The sequence below is a fragment of the Terribacillus aidingensis genome, assembly GCF_900215625.1.
Classification (GTDB): Bacteria; Bacillota; Bacilli; order Bacillales; family Amphibacillaceae; genus Terribacillus; species Terribacillus aidingensis.
Map to the genome: position 1 here is coordinate 824,537 of NZ_OBEK01000002.1, position 23,646 is coordinate 848,182.

General features: G+C 43.5%; 28 protein-coding genes and 1 other annotated feature. Of the genes, 10 read left to right on the top strand and 18 right to left on the bottom strand.

All coding sequences use genetic code 11. The features are described from left to right. Position 1 precedes the first annotated feature (1 nt). Positions 2-517, bottom strand: a complete 516-nt coding sequence (locus CRO17_RS09515) for a YqeG family HAD IIIA-type phosphatase (protein ID WP_097041564.1) — start codon at positions 515-517, stop codon at positions 2-4. 389 nt (positions 518-906) lie between these two features. Between CRO17_RS09515 and sda the strand changes: the two genes are divergently transcribed. The 9 genes from sda to CRO17_RS17875 all read left to right on the top strand — a co-directional run bounded on the left by sda (position 907) and on the right by CRO17_RS17875 (position 7,557). Next, positions 907-1,047, top strand: a complete 141-nt coding sequence (gene sda, locus CRO17_RS09520; protein WP_077308525.1) for a sporulation histidine kinase inhibitor Sda — start codon at positions 907-909, stop codon at positions 1,045-1,047. Between the two features lie 193 nt (positions 1,048-1,240). Then, positions 1,241-3,598, top strand: a complete 2,358-nt coding sequence (gene mbhE, locus CRO17_RS09525) for a hydrogen gas-evolving membrane-bound hydrogenase subunit E (protein ID WP_097041567.1) — start codon at positions 1,241-1,243, stop codon at positions 3,596-3,598. After that, complete coding sequence (locus CRO17_RS09530; protein WP_097041568.1) at positions 3,598-3,936, top strand: Na(+)/H(+) antiporter subunit C; 339 nt, start codon at positions 3,598-3,600, stop codon at positions 3,934-3,936. Before mbhE ends, CRO17_RS09530 begins: the two co-directional genes overlap by 1 nt. Next, a complete protein-coding gene (locus tag CRO17_RS09535) occupies positions 3,929-5,413 on the top strand; it encodes a Na+/H+ antiporter subunit D (RefSeq protein ID WP_097041570.1) in 1,485 nt (494 codons plus the stop codon). Before CRO17_RS09530 ends, CRO17_RS09535 begins: the two co-directional genes overlap by 8 nt. Then, positions 5,414-5,890, top strand: coding sequence for a Na+/H+ antiporter subunit E (locus CRO17_RS09540; protein WP_097041572.1), 477 nt, complete (start codon positions 5,414-5,416; stop codon positions 5,888-5,890). After that, positions 5,887-6,198 (top strand): Na(+)/H(+) antiporter subunit F1, encoded by a 312-nt coding sequence (locus CRO17_RS09545; protein WP_097041574.1) that lies wholly within the window; start codon positions 5,887-5,889, stop codon positions 6,196-6,198. The genes CRO17_RS09540 and CRO17_RS09545 overlap by 4 nt, the downstream gene beginning before the upstream one ends. Further along, positions 6,179-6,565, top strand: a complete 387-nt coding sequence (gene mnhG / locus CRO17_RS09550) for a monovalent cation/H(+) antiporter subunit G (protein ID WP_097041575.1) — start codon at positions 6,179-6,181, stop codon at positions 6,563-6,565. The genes CRO17_RS09545 and mnhG overlap by 20 nt, the downstream gene beginning before the upstream one ends. Positions 6,566-6,678: 113 nt before the next feature. Then, on the top strand, positions 6,679-7,377 hold the full coding sequence (sigK, locus tag CRO17_RS09555; protein WP_217321340.1) for an RNA polymerase sporulation sigma factor SigK: 699 nt from the start codon (positions 6,679-6,681) through the stop codon (positions 7,375-7,377). 54 nt (positions 7,378-7,431) lie between these two features. Further along, complete coding sequence (locus CRO17_RS17875; protein WP_281253814.1) at positions 7,432-7,557, top strand: hypothetical protein; 126 nt, start codon at positions 7,432-7,434, stop codon at positions 7,555-7,557. Between the two features lie 31 nt (positions 7,558-7,588). On the opposite strand, the gene CRO17_RS09560 is transcribed toward CRO17_RS17875, so the two are convergent. From CRO17_RS09560 to CRO17_RS09570, 3 genes are all read right to left on the bottom strand, one after another. Next, complete coding sequence (locus CRO17_RS09560) at positions 7,589-7,816, bottom strand: YrhC family protein (RefSeq protein ID WP_097041578.1); 228 nt, start codon at positions 7,814-7,816, stop codon at positions 7,589-7,591. Positions 7,817-7,896: 80 nt separating this feature from the next. Then, positions 7,897-8,589 (bottom strand): 5'-methylthioadenosine/S-adenosylhomocysteine nucleosidase, encoded by a 693-nt coding sequence (mtnN, locus tag CRO17_RS09565; protein ID WP_097041580.1) that lies wholly within the window; start codon positions 8,587-8,589, stop codon positions 7,897-7,899. A gap of 27 nt (positions 8,590-8,616) precedes the next feature. Next, positions 8,617-9,261 carry a YrrS family protein gene (locus CRO17_RS09570; RefSeq protein ID WP_179636939.1) on the bottom strand — a complete coding sequence of 215 codons (645 nt, stop codon included), beginning with the start codon at positions 9,259-9,261 and terminating at the stop codon, positions 8,617-8,619. Positions 9,262-9,484: 223 nt separating this feature from the next. Between CRO17_RS09570 and CRO17_RS09575 the strand changes: the two genes are divergently transcribed. Beyond that, positions 9,485-9,736 (top strand): hypothetical protein, encoded by a 252-nt coding sequence (locus CRO17_RS09575; RefSeq protein ID WP_143596005.1) that lies wholly within the window; start codon positions 9,485-9,487, stop codon positions 9,734-9,736. A gap of 50 nt (positions 9,737-9,786) precedes the next feature. Here CRO17_RS09575 and greA read toward each other — a convergent pair whose 3' ends face one another. The 14 genes from greA to CRO17_RS09645 all read right to left on the bottom strand — a co-directional run bounded on the left by greA (position 9,787) and on the right by CRO17_RS09645 (position 23,640). Further along, positions 9,787-10,263 carry a transcription elongation factor GreA gene (greA, locus tag CRO17_RS09580; protein ID WP_097041587.1) on the bottom strand — a complete coding sequence of 159 codons (477 nt, stop codon included), beginning with the start codon at positions 10,261-10,263 and terminating at the stop codon, positions 9,787-9,789. 121 nt (positions 10,264-10,384) lie between these two features. Beyond that, positions 10,385-11,017: a uridine kinase gene (gene udk / locus CRO17_RS09585; RefSeq protein WP_077308498.1), complete on the bottom strand. Its 633-nt coding sequence runs from the start codon at positions 11,015-11,017 to the stop codon at positions 10,385-10,387. Positions 11,018-11,045: 28 nt separating this feature from the next. Further along, positions 11,046-11,684, bottom strand: a complete 639-nt coding sequence (locus tag CRO17_RS09590) for an O-methyltransferase (protein WP_097041589.1) — start codon at positions 11,682-11,684, stop codon at positions 11,046-11,048. Positions 11,685-11,706: 22 nt separating this feature from the next. After that, a complete protein-coding gene (gene mltG, locus CRO17_RS09595) occupies positions 11,707-12,834 on the bottom strand; it encodes an endolytic transglycosylase MltG (protein WP_097041590.1) in 1,128 nt (375 codons plus the stop codon). Positions 12,835-12,972: 138 nt separating this feature from the next. Further along, entirely contained in the window at positions 12,973-13,260 is a 288-nt protein-coding gene (locus CRO17_RS09600) for a DUF1292 domain-containing protein (protein WP_097041592.1), read from the bottom strand. A gap of 13 nt (positions 13,261-13,273) precedes the next feature. Then, the gene (gene ruvX / locus CRO17_RS09605) at positions 13,274-13,702 is read right to left on the bottom strand and encodes a Holliday junction resolvase RuvX (RefSeq protein ID WP_097041594.1); all 429 of its coding nucleotides are present in this window, start codon (positions 13,700-13,702) and stop codon (positions 13,274-13,276) included. Next, the gene (locus CRO17_RS09610) at positions 13,695-13,961 is read right to left on the bottom strand and encodes an IreB family regulatory phosphoprotein (RefSeq protein WP_077308488.1); all 267 of its coding nucleotides are present in this window, start codon (positions 13,959-13,961) and stop codon (positions 13,695-13,697) included. The genes ruvX and CRO17_RS09610 overlap by 8 nt, the downstream gene beginning before the upstream one ends. 66 nt (positions 13,962-14,027) lie before the next feature. After that, complete coding sequence (alaS, locus tag CRO17_RS09615) at positions 14,028-16,664, bottom strand: alanine--tRNA ligase (RefSeq protein ID WP_097041596.1); 2,637 nt, start codon at positions 16,662-16,664, stop codon at positions 14,028-14,030. 50 nt (positions 16,665-16,714) lie between these two features. Further along, positions 16,715-16,926, bottom strand: a binding site (T-box leader). A gap of 42 nt (positions 16,927-16,968) precedes the next feature. Beyond that, positions 16,969-18,069, bottom strand: coding sequence for an AI-2E family transporter (locus CRO17_RS09620; protein WP_097041598.1), 1,101 nt, complete (start codon positions 18,067-18,069; stop codon positions 16,969-16,971). Next, complete coding sequence (locus CRO17_RS09625; protein WP_077308482.1) at positions 18,035-18,235, bottom strand: hypothetical protein; 201 nt, start codon at positions 18,233-18,235, stop codon at positions 18,035-18,037. The genes CRO17_RS09620 and CRO17_RS09625 overlap by 35 nt, the downstream gene beginning before the upstream one ends. Positions 18,236-18,294: 59 nt before the next feature. Next, complete coding sequence (gene recD2, locus CRO17_RS09630; RefSeq protein WP_097041599.1) at positions 18,295-20,631, bottom strand: SF1B family DNA helicase RecD2; 2,337 nt, start codon at positions 20,629-20,631, stop codon at positions 18,295-18,297. Between the two features lie 13 nt (positions 20,632-20,644). After that, positions 20,645-21,319 carry a tetratricopeptide repeat protein gene (locus CRO17_RS09635; protein WP_097041601.1) on the bottom strand — a complete coding sequence of 225 codons (675 nt, stop codon included), beginning with the start codon at positions 21,317-21,319 and terminating at the stop codon, positions 20,645-20,647. A 54-nt stretch (positions 21,320-21,373) separates the two neighbouring features. Then, the gene (gene mnmA / locus CRO17_RS09640) at positions 21,374-22,486 is read right to left on the bottom strand and encodes a tRNA 2-thiouridine(34) synthase MnmA (RefSeq protein ID WP_097041603.1); all 1,113 of its coding nucleotides are present in this window, start codon (positions 22,484-22,486) and stop codon (positions 21,374-21,376) included. 5 nt (positions 22,487-22,491) lie between these two features. Next, positions 22,492-23,640: a cysteine desulfurase family protein gene (locus CRO17_RS09645; protein WP_097041605.1), complete on the bottom strand. Its 1,149-nt coding sequence runs from the start codon at positions 23,638-23,640 to the stop codon at positions 22,492-22,494. Positions 23,641-23,646: the final 6 nt, after the last annotated feature.

Genomic DNA, 23,646 nt, shown 5'->3' on the forward strand with positions numbered 1-23,646 from the left:
TTTATTCCTCCCACGTTATCTTTCCTTTTCTTTTGAAATAATTTAGTATCCGTCTTTCAATCATCCGGTTGATTTTCGTAATCTTACCATCCGTCTTGACAATCGGTACGACAACAATCGTATAGAAACCAGCTAAATTCCCGCCTAACACATCTGTTAGGAGCTGATCACCGATCATAACAATTTCATCCTTCTCCAGCTTCATTTGTTTTACAGCCTGCTTGAAAGCTCGCCCAAGCGGTTTTCTGGCGCTGTAAACAAATGGTATATCAAGCGGTTCAGAAAAGAGTTTGACCCGTTGTTCATTATTATTAGATATAATCGTAATTTTAATATCATGTGCGCGCATTTCACGGAACCATTCTGTCACTTCTGGTGTGGCATCAGCTACGTCCCAGGCCACCAGTGTGTTGTCCAGGTCGGTAATTATTCCTTTGATTCCCTGCGCTTTCAATTTTTCCGGTTTTATGTCAAATATGCTCTTCACATGCTCGTTCGGCAAGAACTTCTTTAGCATTTGTGGAATTCCTCCGTTCTCGTACACTTCAACAGTTACTTACCCATCATAAGGCATTTTTACGACGGTTTCAAAAAAATCTTTCATCAAATCGCTTAATTTCGACTTTTGTATAGTCTTGGAAGCTCATTTTAGAAGTAAAATCTTTCGACAAATCTCTACATACTTCGTTTTGTGGATAACTATGTCCACAATATCCACTGCAAGAAACAGTCATTATTAACAGTTATAAACAAATTATCTACAGGTTATGAACAGTTAAGTGTAGATAACTATCGCCTTGTCCACCTTTTTTTTTCGTGATACATTATTAATAACTTATCAACTCCCCAACCCACGCATAGAAAGATCTGCAAGGTATTAAGATCTCCCATCAGGAGGAATGCAAGATGGAACATATGTCTGACGAATTGCTGATCGAATCTTACCACAAGGCCAACGAACTCCACTTGAGCCAAGAGTTTATTCATCTAATAGAAAAAGAAATTCAATCACGGGGCTTATCACATAAGATCCGTTACACCAGCTAAAACAAGATCTCCAGCAAGCCCTGCCGGCATGGCGGGGTTTTTTTTCATAAAGTAGACACATCGCGGTTGCAGTGTGGGCTTGAACTCCTTTACAATTGGGTATAGTATGCTTTGAAATAGTGTTTCATTTGTTGAGGGATCTCTTTCAAAATTAACTAGCTACTAACCATCTCTAGAGGAGGATTGCCAATACATGATTTTTGCCATCCTGATGCCATTTATAATTGCAATGTGCATCCCATTCATCGCAAGATTTAAATCTAAGATACATACTGGGTATGCAGTCTTCGCAACTGCTTTATCTATTTTCATTTATTTCCTCACACTCCTTGTCAGCGGAGAGACGGACATATTCTACCATTACAGCTGGATTCCATCCCTTGGACTGGATTTAACATTCTATACAGATGGACTTGCTTTGTTCTTCGCTTTACTGATTAGCGGAATAGGAGCACTAGTAGCATTTTACTCCGTTCATTATCTATCTAAAAATGAACGGCTCGGACATTTTTATGTCTATTTGCTTCTATTTATGGGGGCAATGCTCGGTATCGTCACATCTGATAATATTTATGCTCTTTATTCTTTCTGGGAGCTGACTTCTGTTTCTTCCTTCTTATTGATCAGTTTTTGGTTTACTAAAAAAGCTTCTACCGACGGTGCCTTGAAATCTTTGCTCATTACGGTTTTGGGCGGATTTTCTTTGCTTGGAGCCTTGGTTCTGCTGCAAATCGTTACCGGCAGCACAAGCATACGTACCATTCTTTCAGAAGGAAGCTTAATTTTAAGCAGTGATTGGTTTCCGCTTATTATTGTTCTTCTGCTTCTGGCAGCTTGTACAAAGTCAGCACAGTTTCCTTTCCATATCTGGCTGCCCGATGCAATGGAAGCACCGACTCCAGTCAGTGCATATTTGCATTCTGCCACGATGGTAAAAGCCGGTTTATTCCTGCTTCTTCGCTTTACTCCTGTATTCAGAGAAAGTGAATCATTTTTCATTGCTGTCTCGGTCATCGGTCTCTTGACTTTATTCTGGGGATCTTATATGGCAGTCAGACAGACAGATTTAAAAGGCATACTGGCTTATTCTACTATCAGCCAGCTCGGAATGATTATGTCTATGATCGGTTACGGAACAGAAGCTGCTCTTTTTGCTGCCATGTTCCATATCCTAAACCATGCTACGTTTAAGGGAAGCTTGTTCATGGCAGTTGGAATCATCGACCATGAAACCGGCACACGTAATATTCGCAAGCTTGGCGGGTTATGGAAGCTCATGCCGGTCACAGGAATCATCAGCGTACTAGCATCCTTCTCAATGGCTGGTGTACCGCTGCCGATATTAAATGGCTTCTTAAGTAAAGAGGAGTTCTTTACGAGTTCTTGGGAACTTGCGCATACTCGTACATTCAGCACCGGATTCGCTGATGTCTTAATGCACGTTGTCCCGTACGCTGCTGTAGCTGGAAGTATATTCACATTCGTTTACAGCATGTACTTCTTCTTCGGTACGTTTACCGGAAAAAGGGACAAGGACATAGCTGAAAAAGCGCATGATCCGAATTTTGGCATGCTCATTTCACCGATTTTGCTTGTCTGCGGCGTTGTGATTATAAGTATCTTTCCGAATTGGTTTAGTCATCATTTGCTTCACCCGGCAGCTAACGCAGTCTATGGAGAAGCATTAAAGGAGCATCATATTCACTTCTGGCATGGGTTCACACCTGCATTGGTTATGTCATTAATTGTCGTCATTCTCGGTACTGCATTCTACCTGACGAGAAAATACTGGGCTGGTCTGTATCAAGTTCTTCCCGGAAAGCTGTCTGGTAATGCTGTTTACAGAGCGCTGCTGACTGTAAGTGAAAAACAAACAAAAACAGTCAATGACCGTCTAGTTAACGGCTCACTCCGCCAATACAATATGGTCATCATCAGCGTCATTTCGGTTGTGACATTAGCCATATTATTCGGAACAAATGCCTTCGATTTAACTAATATTGATGTGTCTCCTGTGACCTTGCCAGGAAGTCTGCCTGAACTGGCAGTAGCTCTGATTATGATCACAGCAGCAATTGGTACGACTGTGTCAGAAAAGAAACTGACAGCTATTATTATCCTTGGTGTGGTCGGCTATGGCTTATCCATTTTGTTCGTTCTTTTCCGGGCACCGGATCTTGCTTTAACCCAATTAAGTATTGAAACAATTACAGTTGTTCTCTTCTTGTTATGCTTCCGGCATCTGCCAGAAATGGAGCGGGACATAAAAGAGAAATTATCAAAGAAAGTTACAAATATCATTATAGCTGCTGTCTGCGGACTTATGATGACGCTTGTCGGACTGGCAGCTTACAGTCAGCGTCTGTTCCCTTCCATCTCCGACTACTTTGTTAAGTATTCGTACAAACTGGGCGGCGGGGATAATATCGTTAACGTCATCCTGGTCGACTTCCGCGGATTGGATACGCTATTTGAAATTACGGTACTAGCCATTGCAGCTTTAGGCATTTATTCACTTATCAAGCTGCGCCATAAAGGAGAGGATCGCTAATGGAAATCATAATGATTGTACTCGCAGGCATCCTCTTCGGATTTGCTGTTTATAACATTTTACAAAAACGGCTGCTCCGTATCGTTATCGGAACTGCCTTGCTATCCCATGCTGCCCACCTTTTCATCCTGACAATGGGGAAATTGAAGCGTGGTGCTGCACCCGTTCTCAGAGAAGGTGCAGAGAATTATTCTGATCCGCTGCCGCAAGCGCTGATCCTGACATCCATTGTTATCAGTTTCGGTGTTACGAGCTTGCTTCTCGTTTTAGCATACAGGGCAGTCAAAACGAACGGGACAGATAATATGGAAGAATTAAGAGGTAATAACCATGACTAATCTTGCTATTTTACCGATTTTAATCCCTTTCCTTTCTGGTGTACTAGTTGCATTCACCCACAATCGGCTGGGGTTGACGCGAACATTAGCCATGCTTCTTGCTATCGTTCACCTCATTACGATGGGTTTCCTATCGTTCCATGTGCTTACAGAAGGAAGTATTGTACTCGAAGCAGGGGATTGGATCGCTCCATACGGAATTGTACTTGTATTGGATCCTTTAAGTGCTCTGCTCGTCCTGACAACAAGCATCATCTTAGTTGCAGCTGTCTGGTATGCACCATCCAGCGTGTCAGAAGAGCAGGAAAGTTTTTATTTCTATGCTTTTGTTTTCCTGTTAATAACAGGCGTATCTGGAGCATTCATAACAGGCGATCTATTTAACCTGTTTGTATTCTTCGAGGTTTTATTAATGGCCTCTTATGCGCTTATCACGCATGGCGGAAAAAAAGTACAGCTGCGAGAGTCTATCAAGTATGTACTCATTAATCTCTTTTCGTCCATGCTTTTTGTTACAACTGTTTCTTATGTATATGCGGTGCTAGGGACAGTAAATATGGCACAGCTGGCAGAGCGTGCAGCGGCATCTGATTCACCAGGTATTATTACAACTGTCGCCATACTGTTATTCTTTGTCTTTGCTACAAAGGGCGCAGCATTCCCGCTTTATTATTGGCTGCCGCGTTCTTATATTGTTCCTAATCCGGTTATTTCCGCTTTATTTGGTGCGTTATTGACGAAAGTCGGTGTTTACTCCTTAATTCGGACATTCACGCTAATCTTTCATCAGCAGCCGGAAATCATTGATAATCTGTTCATCTGGGTCGGCAATTTGACAATGCTATTCGGTGTCCTCGGTGCGCTCGCTTCTCGAAATATAAAATTGATTGTCGCTTATAACATTATTCCGGCAATCGGGTTCATGCTAGTAGGTATCGGCATGTTCAATATCGACGGCTTGAGCGGAAGCATTTATTATCTGCTTCAGGACATGATTATTAAAGCCGCTCTATTCTTGCTCGCTGGTACGATTGCAAGCCTTGCAGGTACAGCAGATATCAATAAAATGGGCGGTATGATTCGCTCTCACCCAATGCTTGGATGGATGTTCTTTATTGGAGGACTTGTGTTAGCAGGTGTTCCCCCGTTCAGCGGCTTCATCGGCAAGTTATTGCTCGTCCGCGGTGCTTTCGAAAAAGGAGAAACAGTAACAGTTATTATTATGCTGATCACTAGCTTGCTGATTTTGCTTTCCATTGTTAGAGCGTTTATCCGTGTATTCTGGGGAGAAGGCAATACAGGAGCAGAACCTGCAGGCAAACATGGATCTCAAATCTTTTCAGCCGGTTTTCTCATGCTGTTTACCGTCTTTCTTGGCATCGGTGCAGAAGCTATCCTGCCTAGCGTGCAACAGATCGCGGATTACCTGCTTGAACCGCAAACGTACATTGAACTCGTTTTGAAGGGGGATCACTAAATGGCTTTTCAAATATGTATAAATTTACTGATTGCCGTAATGTGGACTTTTCTTGGCGAGTCCTATAACTTCTCCGGTTTTGTAATCGGTTATCTGGTCGGTATTGTTTTATTGTTTTTCTTAAGACGATTCCTTAGAGGTCCGTTTTATCTGAAGCGCGTGTACAAAATGCTTGTCCTGGTGTTCATTTTTATAAAAGAGCTGCTGTTATCGAATTTAGATATAACTAAGCTCGTATATGCAAGACGCTTGGATATCAATCCTGGTATCTTTACGTTAGAAACAGAACTAGAAACAGATTGGGAAATTACACTCTTAGCTTGTTTAATAACGCTAACGCCTGGTACGGTGACAGTTGCTGTTTCTCCTGATAAGAAGAAACTCTATATCCATGCGATGGACATTGTCGATATGCAAGATGCCGTTCATTCCATCAAGAACAGCTTTGAGAAACATATCATGGAGGTGACACGATGAGTGCCTTGCAAGATGATTTCGCTTCAATTGTTCAGATGGTATCGATTATTTGCTTGATTGTCCTAAGTGTCTCTATCATTTTGTTGATTATCCGTGTGCTGAAGGGACCGACAAATGCAGACCGAGCAGTTGCTTTGGATGCTATTGGAGTTAATATTATGGCTTTTGCAGCCTTACTGGCTATCATTTTGGTAACACCGAACTTTAATGATATCGTACTTCTGATTGGTATCCTGCTGTTTATCGGAACAGTAGCTATCGCAATTTATTTGGAAAAGGGTGATTTGATTGATACAGACGATAATTGAGATCATCCTTGATGTCCTTGTCATTCTACTCTTACTTGGCGGTGCATTTATCGTGTTTACCGCTTCAGTTGGTGTCCTGCGCTTCCCTGATATTTATACAAGACTCCACGCTGCGAGTAAGGGCTCCACACTTGGCGTGGCAGGTATCCTTATCGGCGCTTTCATCTTTCACTACATGGAATATGGAATTGTCAGCGGCAGGCTGATTCTGGGTGTGCTGTTTATCATGCTGACTGCACCGGTAGCCAGCCACTTAATTTCCAGGGCGGCTCACCTGCGCGGAGCCAAACCATACGGTACGTTAAAGGATCAATACCAAGAAGCAATTGATGCAGAAAAACGGAAACAAGATAAAAATGCAAAGTGAATGCCTGGGGGCATTCACTTTTTCTTTTTCTAATGGACAGACACTTTCAGAGACTCCTTTACATAAAGTGTCGTATAGGCTTTTGCCTGAAGCGCATTAGGAGGTGTAAGAAATTGAGTATCATTGGTGCAATTGGACTCCTCTTAAAAGAAGCTATGTTCTTCGTTTCCTATGTGAAGAACCATGCATTTCCGCAGCCCCTCCCCCCTGAGGAAGAAGCAGTCCATATTGAACGTATGAAACAAGGGGATGAAGTGAGCCGCAACAAATTAATTGAACATAATTTGCGTCTTGTCGCCCATATTGTTAAGAAATTTGAGAATACAGGTGAAGATGCAGAGGATCTCATCTCGATTGGTACGATTGGTTTAATTAAAGGCATCGAAAGCTACTCCAGTGACAAAGGAACCAAACTTGCTACATACGCGGCAAGATGTATTGAGAATGAAATACTCATGCATCTGCGTGCTTTAAAAAAGACAAAGAAAGATATTTCCCTGCATGATCCAATAGGTCAGGATAAAGAAGGCAACGAAATCAGCCTGATCGATATCCTTCAAGCCGAGAATGACGACATTATTGAATACATCCAGCTTAATATGGAAGTAGAAAAGATTAAGGAATACATTGGTATTCTTGATGGACGGGAAAAAGAAGTGATCGTCAGCCGATATGGTCTTAATAATGAGGAAGATATGACACAGCGGGAGATTGCAAAAAAGTTGAATATTTCACGCAGTTACGTTTCTCGTATTGAGAAACGAGCGTTAATGAAAATTTTCCATGAATATTACCGTCAGCACCGTACGTGAGAGGCCTATATCTCGCTTTCTGCATACGCTAAGGTAAAAGGAGGTAAAACCATTATGCACCCTCATCCTCTTCCTCCCGGATCCTACAAGCAGCGTGTCAGTACCGGTGCACTGATTGCAGCATTTCTCGTTTTACTCTTTATCGGCGGCACTTACGCTTGGGAAAATATATGGGATTAATCAAAAAAACTCCGATTTGATAATCGGAGTTTTAGCTTTCTAATTTTTTCTGCCAGCGCTTTATTGCAAACCAGATAAGTATCGCCGTAACGACACATCCACCGGTAAGTGCGAAAAGTATATTTGCTTTATCTGAAGGTTCCAAATAGACATTAATTATTGATCCAAGATATAAATAACTTCCAAGAATCAGAAGCGCCAATGCAAAACGGCGATAATCTGCAATCTTGTCTAGCAGCTGCTGCTGTCTTTTCTCCATTTTGTCGCCCCCTCTTCTAATCTAGCAACATTGTAACACAAAAAAAGACAGCAATTACCTGGTAATTGCTGTCACTCTTTTTAATAGTGTTCTACCATCTTCATTATCAGATTAGCCGCATTACGTGCCGCTTGATCTAAGAATGCATCAAAGGATACAGATGATTCCTTACCTGCTATGTCGGATAATGCACGCACGATGACGAAAGGTGTGCCGTAATGATAAGCAACTTGCGCTACAGCAGCAGCTTCCATCTCCGCTGCCAGCATCGCTGGAAACTTCTCTCTGACAAATGCAACACGATTCGGATCTGACATAAAGCTGTCACCTGTAGCGATCAAACCGATTTCTGCATTTGTATCAGGGAATTGGTCAATCACACTTTTAGCCAGCTTTACAAGCGCTTGATCCGCTTGGAATGCTGGAGGCATTTGAGGTACTTGTCCATAAGCATAGTCGAACGCCGTGACATCTACGTCATGATGAACGACTGCATCAGAAATGACAATATCACCTACTTCAAGCTTTTCCGCGAATCCGCCAGCTGATCCTGTATTAATAATTGCTTCAGGTGCGTAACGCTCAATCAGCATAGCTGCCGCAAGTGCCGCATTTACTTTACCGATTCCGGATTTAAGAAGTACAACAGATTTCTCCGATAAGGTACCCTCGGTAATTTCATAGCCTGCTACAACTGTTTCCTTCTTATTTGTCATTGTTTCTTTTAGTAATGCTACTTCTTCGTCCATTGCTCCGATAATACCGATAGTCATACTGTTTGCTCCTTTACTTCTCTATATCTAGTAAGAATTCTTTTTATCGTTTTCTTTCAATACTTCTACTTTTGTTACTTTCCAGCCGTCTCCATCTACCCAGCTTGCGTATACACGGAATGTTTCGTCCGAACCAGGACCAGAAATCGTCGCTAAAATATCATTACCGCCATTTCCGTTATTCTCAATGGCCCAGGGTGTCATAGTCGCTGGATCTAATCCAACTGCTCCTCCTACCGCCTGTAGGATCTCATTCCAATCTGTTGTGCCTTTTTGGAAAGTCGTCGTATGGGCACCAGACTGCTCTGTACCAATCGGTTCCCAATCTTTCTTGTATGCTTCTTTCACATTATCATCGGATGGCTCGACTTCTTCTTTTTTGCTGTCTTTTTCCTCTTTATCTTCTTCTTCTTTCTTTTCTTCATCGCTTTGCTCTTTATTCTCGTCATCAGAAGCACTGTTACCTGACACCTGATCTGCGATGGTCTGCTTATTTTGGTCGTCATCCGCTGTCTCATTTGAGGCAGTTGGTTTATTATTCAGAACTGCGATAAGCAACACGACGACTACTGCTGCTCCAACTAAAGCCAAGACGAGGCTCAGCCACTTTTTCGGTTTTCTTCGCTGGTTCCGATTATTTAATCTGGAATAATCCTTATTTTCATCAGCCATGTTCATCCCTCCTCATTGGTTTCTATTATACTATGAACAGCATCATAGCCAAAGTCATAATATAGGCAGATTTTTAATTCGGTATTTTTGTTGAAGACTCGCTAATTTTGGCATACAGGAAGGAATACGTGCATAAGTATCTAACTATATAAACAAGAAAAGCAGGTGGAACTTCTTTCGTCAGTCTTCAAGCTTCCTGTGGAAAGAGAGGAAGATAACCATGATGAATGTGACAAGAATGGATACGAACCTTTGGGGACACGAATCGTTCGAGTATGTCGGCTATGACAAGGAAGCCGAGACCTTCTCTATCTTCTTATTAGAAGGATGTTGTTTATCCTTTACTAGCGTGAAAGAACATGTCGTCTTCTCTTTTCTGCTCGCACTTGATAAAGAGCGTTTTATCCTGCAAAAACTTATACCCTTTTTCCCGTTAGAGAAGTCTTCCGGGCAACTCGTAAATCAGGCACAATAAAACAAGCTGCTTCCATACAATTCGGAAGCAGCTTTTGTTTTATGTCTAGCTTATTCAACTTTTGTGATTTTAACTTGGATATCGCCGCCTGGTGTCGCGACAGAAAGTTCTTCACCAACTTCATGGCCAATCAGACTTTTGGCAATTGGAGAGTCATTTGAGATCTTGCCCTCAAATGGATCTGCTTCTGCGCTGCCGACGATTGTGTAGCTTTCTTCGTCGCCGTCAGGCAATTCGATAAAGGTAACTGTCTTACCCATACCGACCATGTCAGGGTTATCTGTATCACTTTCAATAATGACCGCATTACGGATCATATTTTCTGTTGTAGCGATTTTAGATTCAACGAATGCTTGTTCATCTTTCGCCGCATCATATTCAGAGTTCTCGGACAAGTCACCGAAACCGCGAGCAATCTTGATACGCTCTACAACTTCCTGACGACGTGTTGTCTTTAGAAACTCCAATTCCTCCTCTAATTTCGCCAAACCTTCTTTAGTCATGTAATATTGTTTTTCTGTAGCCAATTCAAACACTCCTTGAGCTCTAAAAGATTGCTTTCCCTTTGCCTAATCGCTATAGCGTTTTCATACATATTCCATACTATGGCAGATTAACGTTAAAAATTCAATACTTATCTGTACAAGTTCAGTTCGTCCGGCCAGATAGGATTGTTTCGATCTTAGCAGACATCAAATCGATGGCAACATGGTTCTCGCCGCCTTCAGGAATGATAATATCCGCATAACGTTTTGTTGGTTCAATAAATTGAAGATGCATCGGCCGGACAACATTTACATATTGTTCTATAACCGAATCGATTGTCCTTCCTCGTTCTTTGATATCACGCAGCAGACGACGGATGATACGAAGATCTGCATCGGTATCTACGAATACTTTAATATCCATCATATCACGCAAACGCTCATCTTCCAGGATCAGTATACCTTCCAAGATAATAACATCCTTCGGTTCTACAGGTATTGTCTCCTCCGAACGGGTATGAATCTTATAATCATAAATCGGCTTTTCAATTGGCTTTTGACTGCCAAGATCACGCAGGTGCTGCATTAGCAGCTCATTATCAAAAGCAAACGGATGGTCGTAATTCGTATTGAGACGCTGCTCAAAAGGAAGATGAGATTGATCCTTATAATACGAATCTTGCTCTATTACGAGAATCGTCTTATCCGTAAAACGTTTGTAAATGGATCTGGTAACAGACGTTTTACCTGACCCCGAACCCCCTGCAACACCGATAATGATAGGTTTTTTTGCCATTGTTTCTACTCCTCTTCCTGCTGCTCATTCATTTCTTTTTCACACTGACAGCTACTCCATCGCCTACCGGCAGGATTGTCGTGTGGTATGCTTCATGCTCAAAAAGCCAGTCATTGTACTTGCGGATTTTTTTGGCTATATTCGCTTTGCGAGGTGTCGCTTCTTTATCGTCGGCTACATAGCCTTTGAAAAGGACATTGTCACTGACGATAACACCGCGATCACTTAGCATGCTGCTATAAGCTTCGAAAAACCGCTGATACTGCCCTTTGGCTGCATCGATAAATATAAAATCATACGGGCCGTGCGCTTTGATTGTTTCTTCTAAATCAAACGCATCTCCTTTAAGCGTTACAATATCGTCCTGTGCACCTAGCTCTTGAATATGAGCGACCGCTTGGTTGTAACGAATTTCGTCTCTTTCCACAGTCACGATGCTGACATCCGGCTTGGCATGCCGCATCATTAGTGCGGAATAACCGATTGCTGTGCCAATCTCCAGAATCTTCTTTGGCTGCTGCAGCCGAATGACTTGCATCAGAAACTGGATGCCAAGCGGCTCCATAATCGGTACTTGATCTGCTGCAGCCAACTCTTCCAATTTCACAGCCCACTCCGGAGAAGGTTCAACGTGCTCCTCCAGATATTCCATTATTGCTTGTAACATATCATTTCCTCACTTTGCCTGCTTACTCATTCACATGCATATGCTTCTCAATCAGCTCTTCGTGTTCATCAAAAGTTCTAGCGTAATAAATCTGTCCGTTGTCTCCCGCCAGGAAATATAAGTAGTCGGAAGTCTTCGGATTCACGACTGATTGCAGCGAGCTCTCCGAGAAATTACTAATTGGCCCAACTGGAAGCCCTTTAATTCTATATGTATTATAAGGAGAATCCACTTCCAGATCCTTGTAATACACGCGGGGCTTATGCTCGCCTAGCGCATATAAAACAGTCGGGTCCGTCTGCAGCTTCATATCATCAGCCAGTCGATTATAAAAAATACCGGCAATCATGTTACGCTCATCTTCATTCCTCGCTTCATTCTCAACAAGCGAGGCAAAAGTAACTGCTTCATGAATAGTCAAATCTCTTTGCTTGAAGTCGTCCAAGTAAGGCGTGATAATCTGCTGTGACTTGTCGAGCATCATATGCACAATCTTATCTATAGATAAATTGTCATCAGATATAAAGTTATACGTTGCTGCAAACAAATACCCTTCGAGCGGATAACGGATATCTTCTTGCAGAATGTCATCTGTCAGTATATCTGGATATTCGCTGATTAATTGCCTGATATAAGCTTCATCCTTCATCTTATCCAGAAAATCCTGTTGGTTTATTCCTATTGTTTCAGACAAGATGCTGCTAATTTCCTCGATGTCAGAACCTTCCGGAACTGCAGCCGACGCAGAGGGGGTGCTCCCCGCCTCTGGATCGTTCAGTTTGTCGACGATCTGCTGCATGGACATGGAAGGGGACAGCTCAAAGTTTCCCGCACGGAAATTGGCTTCACCAGAAAATTTTACATATAGCCGGAAAATGAAGGCATTTTTTATCAGACCTTGTTCTTCCAGAGATGCAGCAATTGAGGATGCCGTTGATCCCATCGGAACTTCGACTACCTGTGTCGTATCGTTGTCTGAATCGACTGCTTTCATACTGGCATTCACGTAAATAAAGGTTCCTAGTGCTCCAATTAGCAGAAGTACAATTATTACAGATATGGTCATTAGTACTATTTTCCGCACGACGCTTGCTTCCTCCAATCTTCTGTCCTGATTCTGTTGATAAAGATCATCATTCGAGGCAGTCAAGCTATCTTTCCTCCTTTATCCGCCTTATTATACAATAAACGTCAAGCATATCTCCAGCCGCTTGACAATAAATGCGGATAAAAGGCAAGAAAAAATCCTCTCTGCCTTATCGGAAAGAGAGGACTGCCTATTACAAGATTAGATGCCGTCTTCCTCATCAGTTAGTGTATTCAGCATTTCTTCGACCATTTCCCATTCTTCTTCTGATTCAATCTGGAATAATGTCAAATCTTTATCATCGCCTGTTTCCTCGTAACGGAAAGCGAATACTTCTACCTCATCTTCTGACTCAGCTTGTTCAGCTGGGACAACTGCAATGTAGGAATGACCTGTTTCATCAACGTCAAAGTTGAATAATACTTCAAATAAATGCTCTTCTCCGTTTTCATCCGGGATTACGATACGTTCTTTTTCTTCTAATGCCATGCGGCTTCACTCCTTATTGTTTTGAATCAAGATAACCTTGCAGAATCATGGACGCTGCCATCTTATCGATTACTTTTTTCCGTTTCTTTCGACTCACATCAGCTTCCAGTAATACACGCTCCGCCGCCATCGTCGTCAGACGCTCGTCCCAAAGTACTGTCTCGATACCAAATTGTTCCTCGATCCACTGGGAGAAAGCAAGCGATGCTTCTCCCCTCGGACCAATTGTACCATTCATGTTCTTCGGCATGCCAATGACAGCTTTTGCGATTTCATGTGTCTTAATAATCTGTTCTAATTCCAGTCTTGCCGTTTCATAATCTTCTTCGTTCCATTTGATCGTAGTCAGACCTTGAGCAGTCCAGCCAAGTCCATCACTGACTGCCACACCAATCGTCTTGGATCCGACATCCAAGCCAATTGTTTTTAGTATGTCAGTCATTGTGGTTCTGTTCCAAATAAAATTTTACCAGCTGTTCCACAATCTCATCACGTTCCATACGGCGGATGAGGTTGCGGGCATCATTATGCCGCGGGATATAAGCCGGATCTCCTGACAAAAGATAGCCAACTATCTGATTGATCGGATTATACCCTTTTTCCCGTAATGCCTCATAAACGGACATTAGCACTTCCCGGACATTTTCGTCCATTGGCTCTTCCGGGAAATTGAATTTCATCGTGTTATCCATCGAACTCAATGAAGCCACCTCACTTAATTTGCCAATCTTTTCTTCAGTATATACTTTTCTGTCGGATTTGAAAAATTAAAGCTGTTCTTCGACGTATCTTGTTGCATATGCGAGTGCTTCTGGTACTTGTTCTGGATTCTTACCACCGGCCTGTGCCATATCAGGTCGACCGCCTCCGCCGCCTCCGCAGCGTTTTGCTGTTTCTTTAATCAAGTTGCCCGCATGCAAGCCGCGGCCAATGAGATCCTTCGACACACCGGCAGCCAACTGGACTTTTCCTCCAGCAGTAGCAGCCAGCAGAATTACACCGCTCTCAAGCTTCTGTTTCAAGTCATCCACCATGCCGCGAAGCTGGTTCATATCGGTAACATCTACTTGCTCTGCAAGTACATGAACACCTTTCACTTCTTTGACTTTGTCGAGAATGCTGCCAGCCTCAAGCTGTGACAATTTAGCACGCAAGCTGTCGCGTTCCCGCTGTACTTCTTTAAGATCTGCAAACACTGCTTCGATTCGAGCAGGAACTTGCTCATTCGTCGTCTTCAAATCAGCTGCAGCCTGCGCAAGCGTCTGCTGCTGTTCTTGTGTATAACGATAAGCTTCTTTAGACGTAACTGCTTCAATACGTCGTGTTCCAGCACCGATTCCGCTTTCGGATACAATTTTAAACAAGCCGATTTGGGAAGTGTTTTGAACATGTACACCGCCGCAAAGCTCTAAACTGTAATCGCCAACCTGCACAACACGTACAACGTCTCCGTATTTTTCACCGAATAACGCCATTGCTCCCATTTCTTTCGCATCGCTCAAGCTCTGGTAAGACGTGCTGACGGAAAGTTCATCCCAGATTTTTTGATTGACGATTTCTTCTATTTGCCCCATCTCTTCTTTTGTTACTGCGTTGAAATGAGAGAAGTCAAATCGAAGTCTGTCTGGTGCTACTAAAGAACCAGCCTGGTTAACATGCGTGCCCAAAACATCTTTTAATGCTTGGTGCAGCAAATGCGTTGCTGTATGGTTCTTGACGATATGCTGACGTCTCTTTGTATCTACTTTTGCATGAACATTTTCTTTTACTTGAATTTGTCCTTGCTTCACGATTCCTTGATGCAGATTCTGACCTTTTGGAGCTTTCTTGACCGCTTGAACAAAAACAGTCGCTGTTTCCGTTGTTATCCAGCCTTCATCTGATACTTGGCCGCCGCTTTCTGCATAAAAAGGTGTTTCATCCAAGATGAAGAAAATTTCATCGCCTTCGACCGCTACATCAGCAAGCTGCTTCTCTTTTATGATTGCTGCAATCTTAGACTCCGTTTCGGTCCGGTCATAACCAACGTACGTGCTTTCTGCTTCTACTTCTTGCAGCACACTATCTTGTACGTGCATGCTGTTCACTTTTTGACGTGCATCACGCGCACGTTCACGCTGTTGTTTCATCTCTTGTTCGAAGCCTGCTTCATCAATGGTGAACCCTTCTTCGCTAACATATTCCTCCGTCAGCTCTTTTGGGAATCCATACGTATCATACAGACGGAATACTTCTGTACCAGGAAAGACGTTGCTGCCTTTTTCCTTTTCTTCTGCCACGATACGGTTCAGGATAGCGAGACCATCAGCAAGTGTTTCATGGAAACGTTCTTCTTCTGTTTGGATAACTGTCTCAATGAACTCACGCTTCTCCATGATTTGCGGGTAAAAGGCATCCATGATTTCGCCTACAACTGGCACAAGCTCTTTCATAAATGGCTTTTCAATTCCGATATTTTTCGCATAACGCACAGCTCGGCGAATTAAACGGCGCAGCACATAGCCGCGGCCCTCATTGGATGGCAGTGCGCCATCGCTGATTGCGAACGAAACCGTACGAATATGGTCGGCAATTACTTTGAATGCTGTATCATCAGCCGTGTTTTTTCCGTACGCTGCATTAGCGAATTGTGCAGTCTTTTCAATGATCGGCATAAATAAATCTGTTTCAAAGTTCGTCTTCGTATCTTGAATAACACAAACCATTCGCTCTAAGCCCATACCTGTATCAATGTTCTGCTTTGGAAGCGGTGTATACGTGTGATCTGGGTTATGGTTAAACTGACTGAATACTAAGTTCCAGATTTCTAAATAACGTTCATTTTCTCCGCCTGGGTACAGTTCCGGGTCTGCCGGATCGCTGCCAAATTCCTCACCGCGATCATAGAAGATCTCCGAGTTCGGACCACTTGGGCCTTCCCCGATGTCCCAGAAGTTTTCTTCCGTACGAATAATACGTTCTTCCGGAAGACCGACAAGATCACGCCACATTTGGAATGCTTCTTCATCTTCTGGATGAACCGTTACAGATAGGCGTTCCGGATCAAATCCGATCCACTTTTTATCCGTTAGAAATTCCCACGCCCAAATAATAGCTTCTTTTTTGAAATAGTCACCTATTGAGAAGTTTCCAAGCATCTCGAAAAATGTATGGTGACGTGCAGTAAAGCCAACGTTCTCGATATCATTGGTCCGAATACTTTTCTGCGCGTTTACGATGCGCGGATTTTCCGGTACAACTCGGCCATCAAAATACTTTTTCAATGTAGCCACACCGCTGTTAATCCATAACAGCGTTGGATCTTCTACTGGAACAAGCGACGCACTAGGCTCGACGCTATGCCCTTTCTCCTTGAAAAAATCAAGGAACTTCTGTCTTACTTGAGCAGACGTTAAATTTTCCATAAATAAGCCTCCTTTAGTATGTAAACACAAAAAACTCCCGTTCCTGCAATAGCAGGGACGAGAGTATGGTCGCGGTACCACCCTGATTATAGGCTGCAAACAGCCTATCACCTTTAGGCGCAGATAACGGTGCGCAGCCGATAAGGATTAACTCAGAGCTCCGGTATAGCTTTCCATCACACTTTTATGGAGATTCTTCCAGCCAAGGAATCTCCTCTCTTTATAAAAGGACGTCATGTACTTGTACCTTCATTGCTTCTTGTTATAAATCTAAGCGTTAGTATAGAGAAAAAAGCGGAATTTGTCAAACATCCGTATCTTTTGCTGTATCCACACACGCTTTGATAATTGTCAGGACAGGCACAGCTGCAATCATCCCGATAATCCCCCCAAGCTCTCCTCCTACGAGTAAAGCAAAGATGATCAAAAGCGGGTGAATATGAATGCTTTTCCCAACAATGTAAGGAGACAACAGATTCCCTTCAATCAGCTGAATGATAAAAACAGCAATTCCGGCAAGAATCGCCGTTTTCGGACTAATTGTAATGCCGACTAATATGGCTGGAATGACCCCAATAATTGGGCCAAAATAGGGAATGATGTTCGTGCTTCCTACCACAAGTGCCAGCACTAAGGAATATGGCAGTCGAATAAATGTAAATGCTGTCCATGTCAGCAAACTTACAATACAGCTGACGAGCAGAACACCTCGAATATAGCGACCGAGATTATCATCAATTCGCAGCACGAGACTTTTTACCTTGCTTCTGTACTTGCGCGGCAGCAGCCGCAAGCCGGCATATCCAATCTTATCTGCATCTTTCAGCATATAAAAAACGATAACAGGCGTCACGACGAGAAAGATAATCAGCTGCGGCAGCTTATTCCACAAGCGAAGCAGCTTTGTAAGGAAATTTTCAGCACGATTTTCCAGGTTATGCAGCACTTGATCCATCTTGTCATGCACTGTCTCTGGCAGAAATGCAGTTCTTTGATACATATATTGCACATAATGATCGTAGCGCTGGGTCAGCTCCGGAAGATTATGGCTGAAATCTTTTACCTGGTTAATCAAGGCTGGGACGCCTTTGTATAACAAAAAACCGCTAAAGCCGAAGAACAGCACATAAATAATCAGGATTGAAAGCCAGCGAGGCAGTCGCCAGGCAGCGAGCCGGTCAATAACAGGATGCAGCAAATAGGCAATTAGACCAGCGATAATGAAAGGCAGGAATAACCCGCCTAAAAATAGCAAAAACGAACGATAGAAAGGATAGAGTTTGATTAATAGAAAACAGAGCAGCAATGCGACGACAACCGTCACCATCCATAAAAGCACACGATACAGACGAGATACCTCTTTCATGTGGCTAGAATGATGCGCCGTCGCATTTCCGTTCTTCATCAGTGAACAAGTCGTCTAACGAACTCAGTGAACCATCTTCTTCTACTTGATGCAGCGAAAGCATCTCATCCTTATATGACAATTCGATAAAACAGCTCCAACAATAATACTGCTCAGGACCAATCTTTCCGATATCCTTGCTTGTGCAATTTGGACATTTTAACATATTGGATCACTCCAAATCCTTTTTACATGTTAGAATGTCCAATTATTACCGGGTCTATACTACATAAAATCGTAAGGAGAGATATCTTCCTGTTCTGCTTCCGCTTCTTTAAGCATTTGGTCGATAAGATCACCCGCTTCTGAAACGCCAAGGTGTTCTAGCAAAGACGTATAGCGCTGGTTCGTATCTTCCGTTTGAATGCCTTGCAGAAACGCTTGTTTTTCCCCCACTAGAATTAAAGACTTTTGCGCTCTCGTAATACCAGTATAAAGAAGGTTTTTCCGCAGCATTCGGCGATAGCCAGGCACAACTGGCAAAATGACAATCGGAAACTCACTTCCTTGTGATTTATGGATAGAGATACAGTAAGCATGCATCAAATTCGATAGATCCTTGCTTTCATAAACTACTTCTTTTTCCTCAAAAGCAACGACAAGCTGCTCTTTTTGTTCGACATTTTCTTCTTCTCGGAAAATCGCAACTACTTCGCCAATATCCCCATTAAAAACTCCCTCTTCCGGGTCATTGACTAGCTGAATCACTTTATCGCCTTTACGGAAGACAGTATCTTTTGTTTTCATTTCCCGCTTTTGCTTGTCTTTCGGATTGACGAGCTGCTGCAGCTGTTTGTTTAGTTCATGAATACCCGCTTGTGAACGGTACATAGGAGCAAGCAGCTGGACATCACGTAAATCCCAGCCCTTATCGACCGCTTTTCCGACAATCTGGGTAATAACATCAACCACTTGATGCTCCCGGCACGGAATGAAATTGAAGTCCTTGTCCTTCTCCAGCTCATTCTCCGTAAGAGAAGCATTTTTAATCGCATGGGCGATGGTAATGATTTTTGAGCCTTCTTTCTGTCGGTACACATCCTTCAGCATGACACGCGGCACTGCCTCCGAACGAAGCAAATCGGTTAACACTTGTCCAGGTCCGACAGAAGGCAGCTGGTCTTCATCGCCAACAAGCAGCACTTGCATATCGTCTGGGATTGCTTTGAATAAACGGTTTGCCAGCCAGATATCAACCATAGAAAACTCATCAACAATAAGCAGCTTCCCAGCAAGCGGATTATCTTCGTCACGTTCAAAAGATTCCGTACCATCCCAGCCCAGCAGCCGGTGAATTGTCTTAGCCGGCACTCCCGTTGATTCTTGCATGCGCTTTGCTGCTCTTCCCGTCGGAGCCGTCAAAACGAAAGGATAGCTTTCATCTTTATCTTTATAATCTTGCGGATCAAGCGAGAGCTCGTGCAGCTCAGCGTACGATTTTATGATGCCTTTGATGACAGTCGTTTTCCCGGTACCCGGCCCACCGGTTAAAATCATCACTTTCGACTGGAGCGCTTGTTCAATCGCTTCGAACTGTTCTTTTCCATAGCTGATTGTCTCTGCTTCTTCCAGCTTTCCGATGATCTTGAGAAGTTCTGCTTGCACGATTTCTGTCTCTGTTTCTTTTTCTGCTAGTCGCTGTAAAGAACTGCAGAACCCTGTTTCAGCGTAATAAAGCATAGGATGATATATTCTGTCTTCCTGTTTGACGAGTTTCTTCTCGGCATGCAGCACTCCTAGCTGCTCCTCCACTTGTTCCGGACTAATGCCGAATTGAGAGCTGCGCAGCAAAACACCGGCTTGCTTTAGTACTTCTTCATTTGGCAAGTATACGTGGCCCGCCTGCATACTATCTTGCAGCACCATCATACAAGCTGCCTGCAGCCGGCTGTTATGGTCCATTGGCAGGTTATTTTTTCGTGCCGCCTCATCTGCCCGGTGAAAGCCAAAGCCTTCAATATCAAATACATATTGATACGGATCATTTTCCAATACAGCCACTGCTTCGACGCGGTATGCTTTGTAAATCTTCTGTGCGAGCTTCAAGCCAATACCATACTTCGACAAATGCACCATCACGTGATCAAAGCCTTGGTGGGAGCGTAAATCATGGAGGAAACGTTCCTTTTTCTCATCGTTCAGTCCTTGGATGCCGTCCAGTAAGTCAGGGTTAGACAAAACATCAGCTATCGCGTTTTCTCCCAACTTCGTTACAATCCGTTCGGCGATTCGTTTGCCGATACCATAAAACAGATCGCTGGAAAGGTATTGAATCAGCCCATCCTTCGTCTCCGGTACATAACGCTTATATTCTGTAACTTCGTATTGGTCACCAAAACGCTTATGACTGACCATCGAGCCGAAAAACATATATGGCTCGCCTTGATCGAGCTCACCAATATATCCTTTGATCACAATATCCTTTTCCTCGATTTTTTCGTTCGTTTCCAATACCTTGATGCGCACGATGGAAAACTGTTCTTCTTCTTTCCTGAAAATCGTATGCAGCAATTCACCTTTGACGAAACCTTTTGGGCTTTCGGCTGTCTCCCCATATTCCATACGGCTGTGCTCCTTACTCTTCGTTCTCGATTTGCTCCTTAATCAGTTCAATTTGCGCTTTGCCGTGAATCGCCATCTCGTGATCCGGCTGTGCTTCAATTGCCTTCTCCATGTACGCATGCGCTTTGTCGAGCTGCTGCTGGTACAGATAAGCAACGCCAACATTATAAAGCGCATCACTGTGCTTTGGACTCCATTCCAGTAAATCAAGCAGCACTTGCTGCGCCGTATCGACTTCTCCAGCATTGGCTAATGCTAAACCATATTGAAATACAATTGCTGCATCCCGTGTTTCGAGTTCTGCCGCCCGCTGCAAGTAAGGCAATGCCAGCTTTTCCTTGCCTGTCTGCTGCAAAGACATACCTAGAAGAAAATGCACATCAGCTTCTTCCAGGCCAAGCTTTGCTGCTTCCATCAGCTGTTTCACCGCTTTTTCATACTGCTCAGCCGTGTAATACAAGCTGCCCAAACCGTAGTAAGCAGTCGCTGCTTTGCTGTCCAGTTCAATAGCGCGCTGGAAGAAGCGCTCCGCTTTTTCCAAGTCATTCATACGCATTAACAAATTACCAAAGTTAACGTAACCGACAGGGTCATTTGGTTTTTCTTCAATAGATGCGTTAAAATGCTTCGCCGCTCCCTCTAGATCCTGCTTTTGCAGACAGTCAATTCCTTCTTTTATATGATCCATTGTTTCACTCCTCTATGTAAGGGAAACCCTTGCCTAATGACAAGGGTTTCTAAATTAACCGACGTATTCTAATTGTTGTTCATTTTTTATGATTTCATCAATCGTTCCGCCGCCCAGGCAAACATCGCCATCATAAAAGACTACAGCTTGTCCTGGTGTAATCGCACGCTGCGCTTCGTGGAAGTCAACACGTACTTTGTTATCACTTAACGGGGTAACAGTTACGCCGCTGTCTTTTTGACGGTAACGGAATTTCGCTGTTACATGAATCGGAGCAGTTAGTTCTGTTTCAGAAACCCAGCTCATATCACTTGCAATCAATGCATCTGAATACAAGCTGTCATGCTCGAAGCCTTGCTCCACGTAAAGAATGTTTTCTTTCAGATTCTTACCAACAACAAACCATGGCTCGCCTTCTCCGCCAATTCGCAGACCCTGTCGCTGCCCGATCGTATAATACATCAAGCCGTCATGCTGGCCTTTTACAACGCCATCAAGTGTGGCCATCACACCTGGCTGTGCAGGCAAATATTCGCTTAAGAAGCTCTTGAAGTTACGCTCTCCGATGAAACAGATTCCTGTTGAATCTTTCTTTGTCGCCGTAGCAAGGTTGTGCTCTGCTGCAATGCGGCGCACTTCTTTCTTGTCCATTCCGCCGAGCGGGAACATTACTTTAGAAAGCGTGGATTCCGTCAGCTGGTTCAAGAAGTACGTTTGGTCCTTATTCTCATCAAGTCCGCGCAACATAACAGTTTTGCCGTCGCGCTCCGCCACTTGTGCATAGTGACCTGTTGCCAAATAATCCGCTCCCAGGCTCATAGCATGATCCATGAAAGCTTTAAATTTGATTTCTTTATTACACATCACATCGGGGTTCGGTGTGCGTCCTGCTTTGTATTCATCCAAGAAATAAGTGAAAACTTTATCCCAATATTGCTTTTCAAAGTTCACCCCGTAATATGGAATGCCAATTTGGTTGGCGACTTTTTTCACATCTTCATAATCTTCTGTAGCAGTACAGAAGCCATTTTCGTCCGTATCATCCCAGTTTTTCATGAAGATGCCGACTACGTCATAGCCTTGCTGTTTAAGCAATAGAGCTGCAACGGAAGAATCGACACCGCCGCTCATACCGACCACAACACGGATATCTTTATTTTCTTTCATTTCTGTCACTCCTTTCCTTTTGTCAGACGTTTTATAATAGCAGCGACCGTCTGTGCAGCCTCTGCGACAGCTTCTGCTGTATTGCCATATCCGAAACTAAAACGAATACTGTTTGTAACACGCTCATCTTCTCCATACATAGCCTTCAGCACATGTGATGGATCAACAGAACCTGCAGTACAGGCACTTCCGCTCGATACGGTAACACCAGATAAATCAAAGTTCATCAGCAAAGACTCCACATTCGTCCCCGGAAAACTAAGATTGACTATTCCAGCTGAACGAGGACCTGTATCTCCATTAATGAAAAAGTTGGTACCTGCTGCTTCAAGCTCGGACACAAATGTATCTTGCAGCTGCTGATAAGCAGCTTTTCGTTCTGCGCGTTGGTTCATTGCCAATTCCGCAGCTTTGCCAAAGCCGGCTATGGATGCGACATTTTCTGTCCCGGCACGGCGTTTTCGCTCCTGCTCTCCGCCATAGGTTATCGGTTTAATACGAACATGATCTGCAACATACAACGCACCAATTCCTTTTGGTCCGTTGATTTTATGAGCAGAAACACTTAAAAGGTCCACGCCAAGTGAAACCACATCGATTTCCTCGGTCCCATAAGCCTGGACAGCATCTGTATGAAAATACGCAGAATGTGACTTCAGCAATTCGCCAATTGCTTGCACCGGCTGGATGATACCTGTCTCATTATTAATCATCATAATGGAAACAAGAATTGTATCCGGACGAAGCGCTCCTTGCAAGTCTTCCAGTTTAACTGCACCAGTCGCATCTACAGGCAAATAGGTGACGTCAAAACCTTGGCTTTCCAGATAGTTGGCTGCATGTAGTGTAGCATGATGCTCAATTGCAGTTGTAATAATATGCTTACCTTGTTCCTTACGAGCAATCGCTGTACCGATAAGCGCCATATTATCTGCTTCTGTTCCGCCGCTTGTGAATATAATTTGTTTATCTGATGCGCCGATACTTGCGGCAACTTTATCACGTGCAACGTCGACGATATGACGCGCTTCTCTGCCGAAGGCGTGCACACTTGATGGATTGCCAAACGTGCCCTCCATCACTGGAATCATCGCTTGTATGACATCCGGGTGCATCGGTGACGTAGCCGCATGGTCAAGATAAATTGATTTCATAACTGC

Coding starts and splice junctions, on each gene's coding strand:
- CRO17_RS09515 (WP_097041564.1), bottom strand. CDS start 517: ATGCTAAAGAAGTTCTTGCCGAACGAGCATGTGAAGAGCATATTTGAC.
- sda (WP_077308525.1), top strand. CDS start 907: ATGGAACATATGTCTGACGAATTGCTGATCGAATCTTACCACAAGGCC.
- mbhE (WP_097041567.1), top strand. CDS start 1,241: ATGATTTTTGCCATCCTGATGCCATTTATAATTGCAATGTGCATCCCA.
- CRO17_RS09530 (WP_097041568.1), top strand. CDS start 3,598: ATGGAAATCATAATGATTGTACTCGCAGGCATCCTCTTCGGATTTGCT.
- CRO17_RS09535 (WP_097041570.1), top strand. CDS start 3,929: ATGACTAATCTTGCTATTTTACCGATTTTAATCCCTTTCCTTTCTGGT.
- CRO17_RS09540 (WP_097041572.1), top strand. CDS start 5,414: ATGGCTTTTCAAATATGTATAAATTTACTGATTGCCGTAATGTGGACT.
- CRO17_RS09545 (WP_097041574.1), top strand. CDS start 5,887: ATGAGTGCCTTGCAAGATGATTTCGCTTCAATTGTTCAGATGGTATCG.
- CRO17_RS17875 (WP_281253814.1), top strand. CDS start 7,432: ATGCACCCTCATCCTCTTCCTCCCGGATCCTACAAGCAGCGTGTCAGT.
- CRO17_RS09560 (WP_097041578.1), bottom strand. CDS start 7,816: ATGGAGAAAAGACAGCAGCAGCTGCTAGACAAGATTGCAGATTATCGC.
- mtnN (WP_097041580.1), bottom strand. CDS start 8,589: ATGACTATCGGTATTATCGGAGCAATGGACGAAGAAGTAGCATTACTA.
- CRO17_RS09570 (WP_179636939.1), bottom strand. CDS start 9,261: ATGGCTGATGAAAATAAGGATTATTCCAGATTAAATAATCGGAACCAG.
- CRO17_RS09575 (WP_143596005.1), top strand. CDS start 9,485: ATGAATGTGACAAGAATGGATACGAACCTTTGGGGACACGAATCGTTC.
- udk (WP_077308498.1), bottom strand. CDS start 11,017: ATGGCAAAAAAACCTATCATTATCGGTGTTGCAGGGGGTTCGGGGTCA.
- CRO17_RS09590 (WP_097041589.1), bottom strand. CDS start 11,684: ATGTTACAAGCAATAATGGAATATCTGGAGGAGCACGTTGAACCTTCT.
- CRO17_RS09600 (WP_097041592.1), bottom strand. CDS start 13,260: ATGGCATTAGAAGAAAAAGAACGTATCGTAATCCCGGATGAAAACGGA.
- ruvX (WP_097041594.1), bottom strand. CDS start 13,702: ATGACTGACATACTAAAAACAATTGGCTTGGATGTCGGATCCAAGACG.
- alaS (WP_097041596.1), bottom strand. CDS start 16,664: ATGGAAAATTTAACGTCTGCTCAAGTAAGACAGAAGTTCCTTGATTTT.
- CRO17_RS09620 (WP_097041598.1), bottom strand. CDS start 18,069: ATGAAGAACGGAAATGCGACGGCGCATCATTCTAGCCACATGAAAGAG.
- CRO17_RS09625 (WP_077308482.1), bottom strand. CDS start 18,235: ATGTTAAAATGTCCAAATTGCACAAGCAAGGATATCGGAAAGATTGGT.
- recD2 (WP_097041599.1), bottom strand. CDS start 20,631: ATGGAATATGGGGAGACAGCCGAAAGCCCAAAAGGTTTCGTCAAAGGT.
- CRO17_RS09635 (WP_097041601.1), bottom strand. CDS start 21,319: ATGGATCATATAAAAGAAGGAATTGACTGTCTGCAAAAGCAGGATCTA.
- mnmA (WP_097041603.1), bottom strand. CDS start 22,486: ATGAAAGAAAATAAAGATATCCGTGTTGTGGTCGGTATGAGCGGCGGT.
- CRO17_RS09645 (WP_097041605.1), bottom strand. CDS start 23,640: ATGAAATCAATTTATCTTGACCATGCGGCTACGTCACCGATGCACCCG.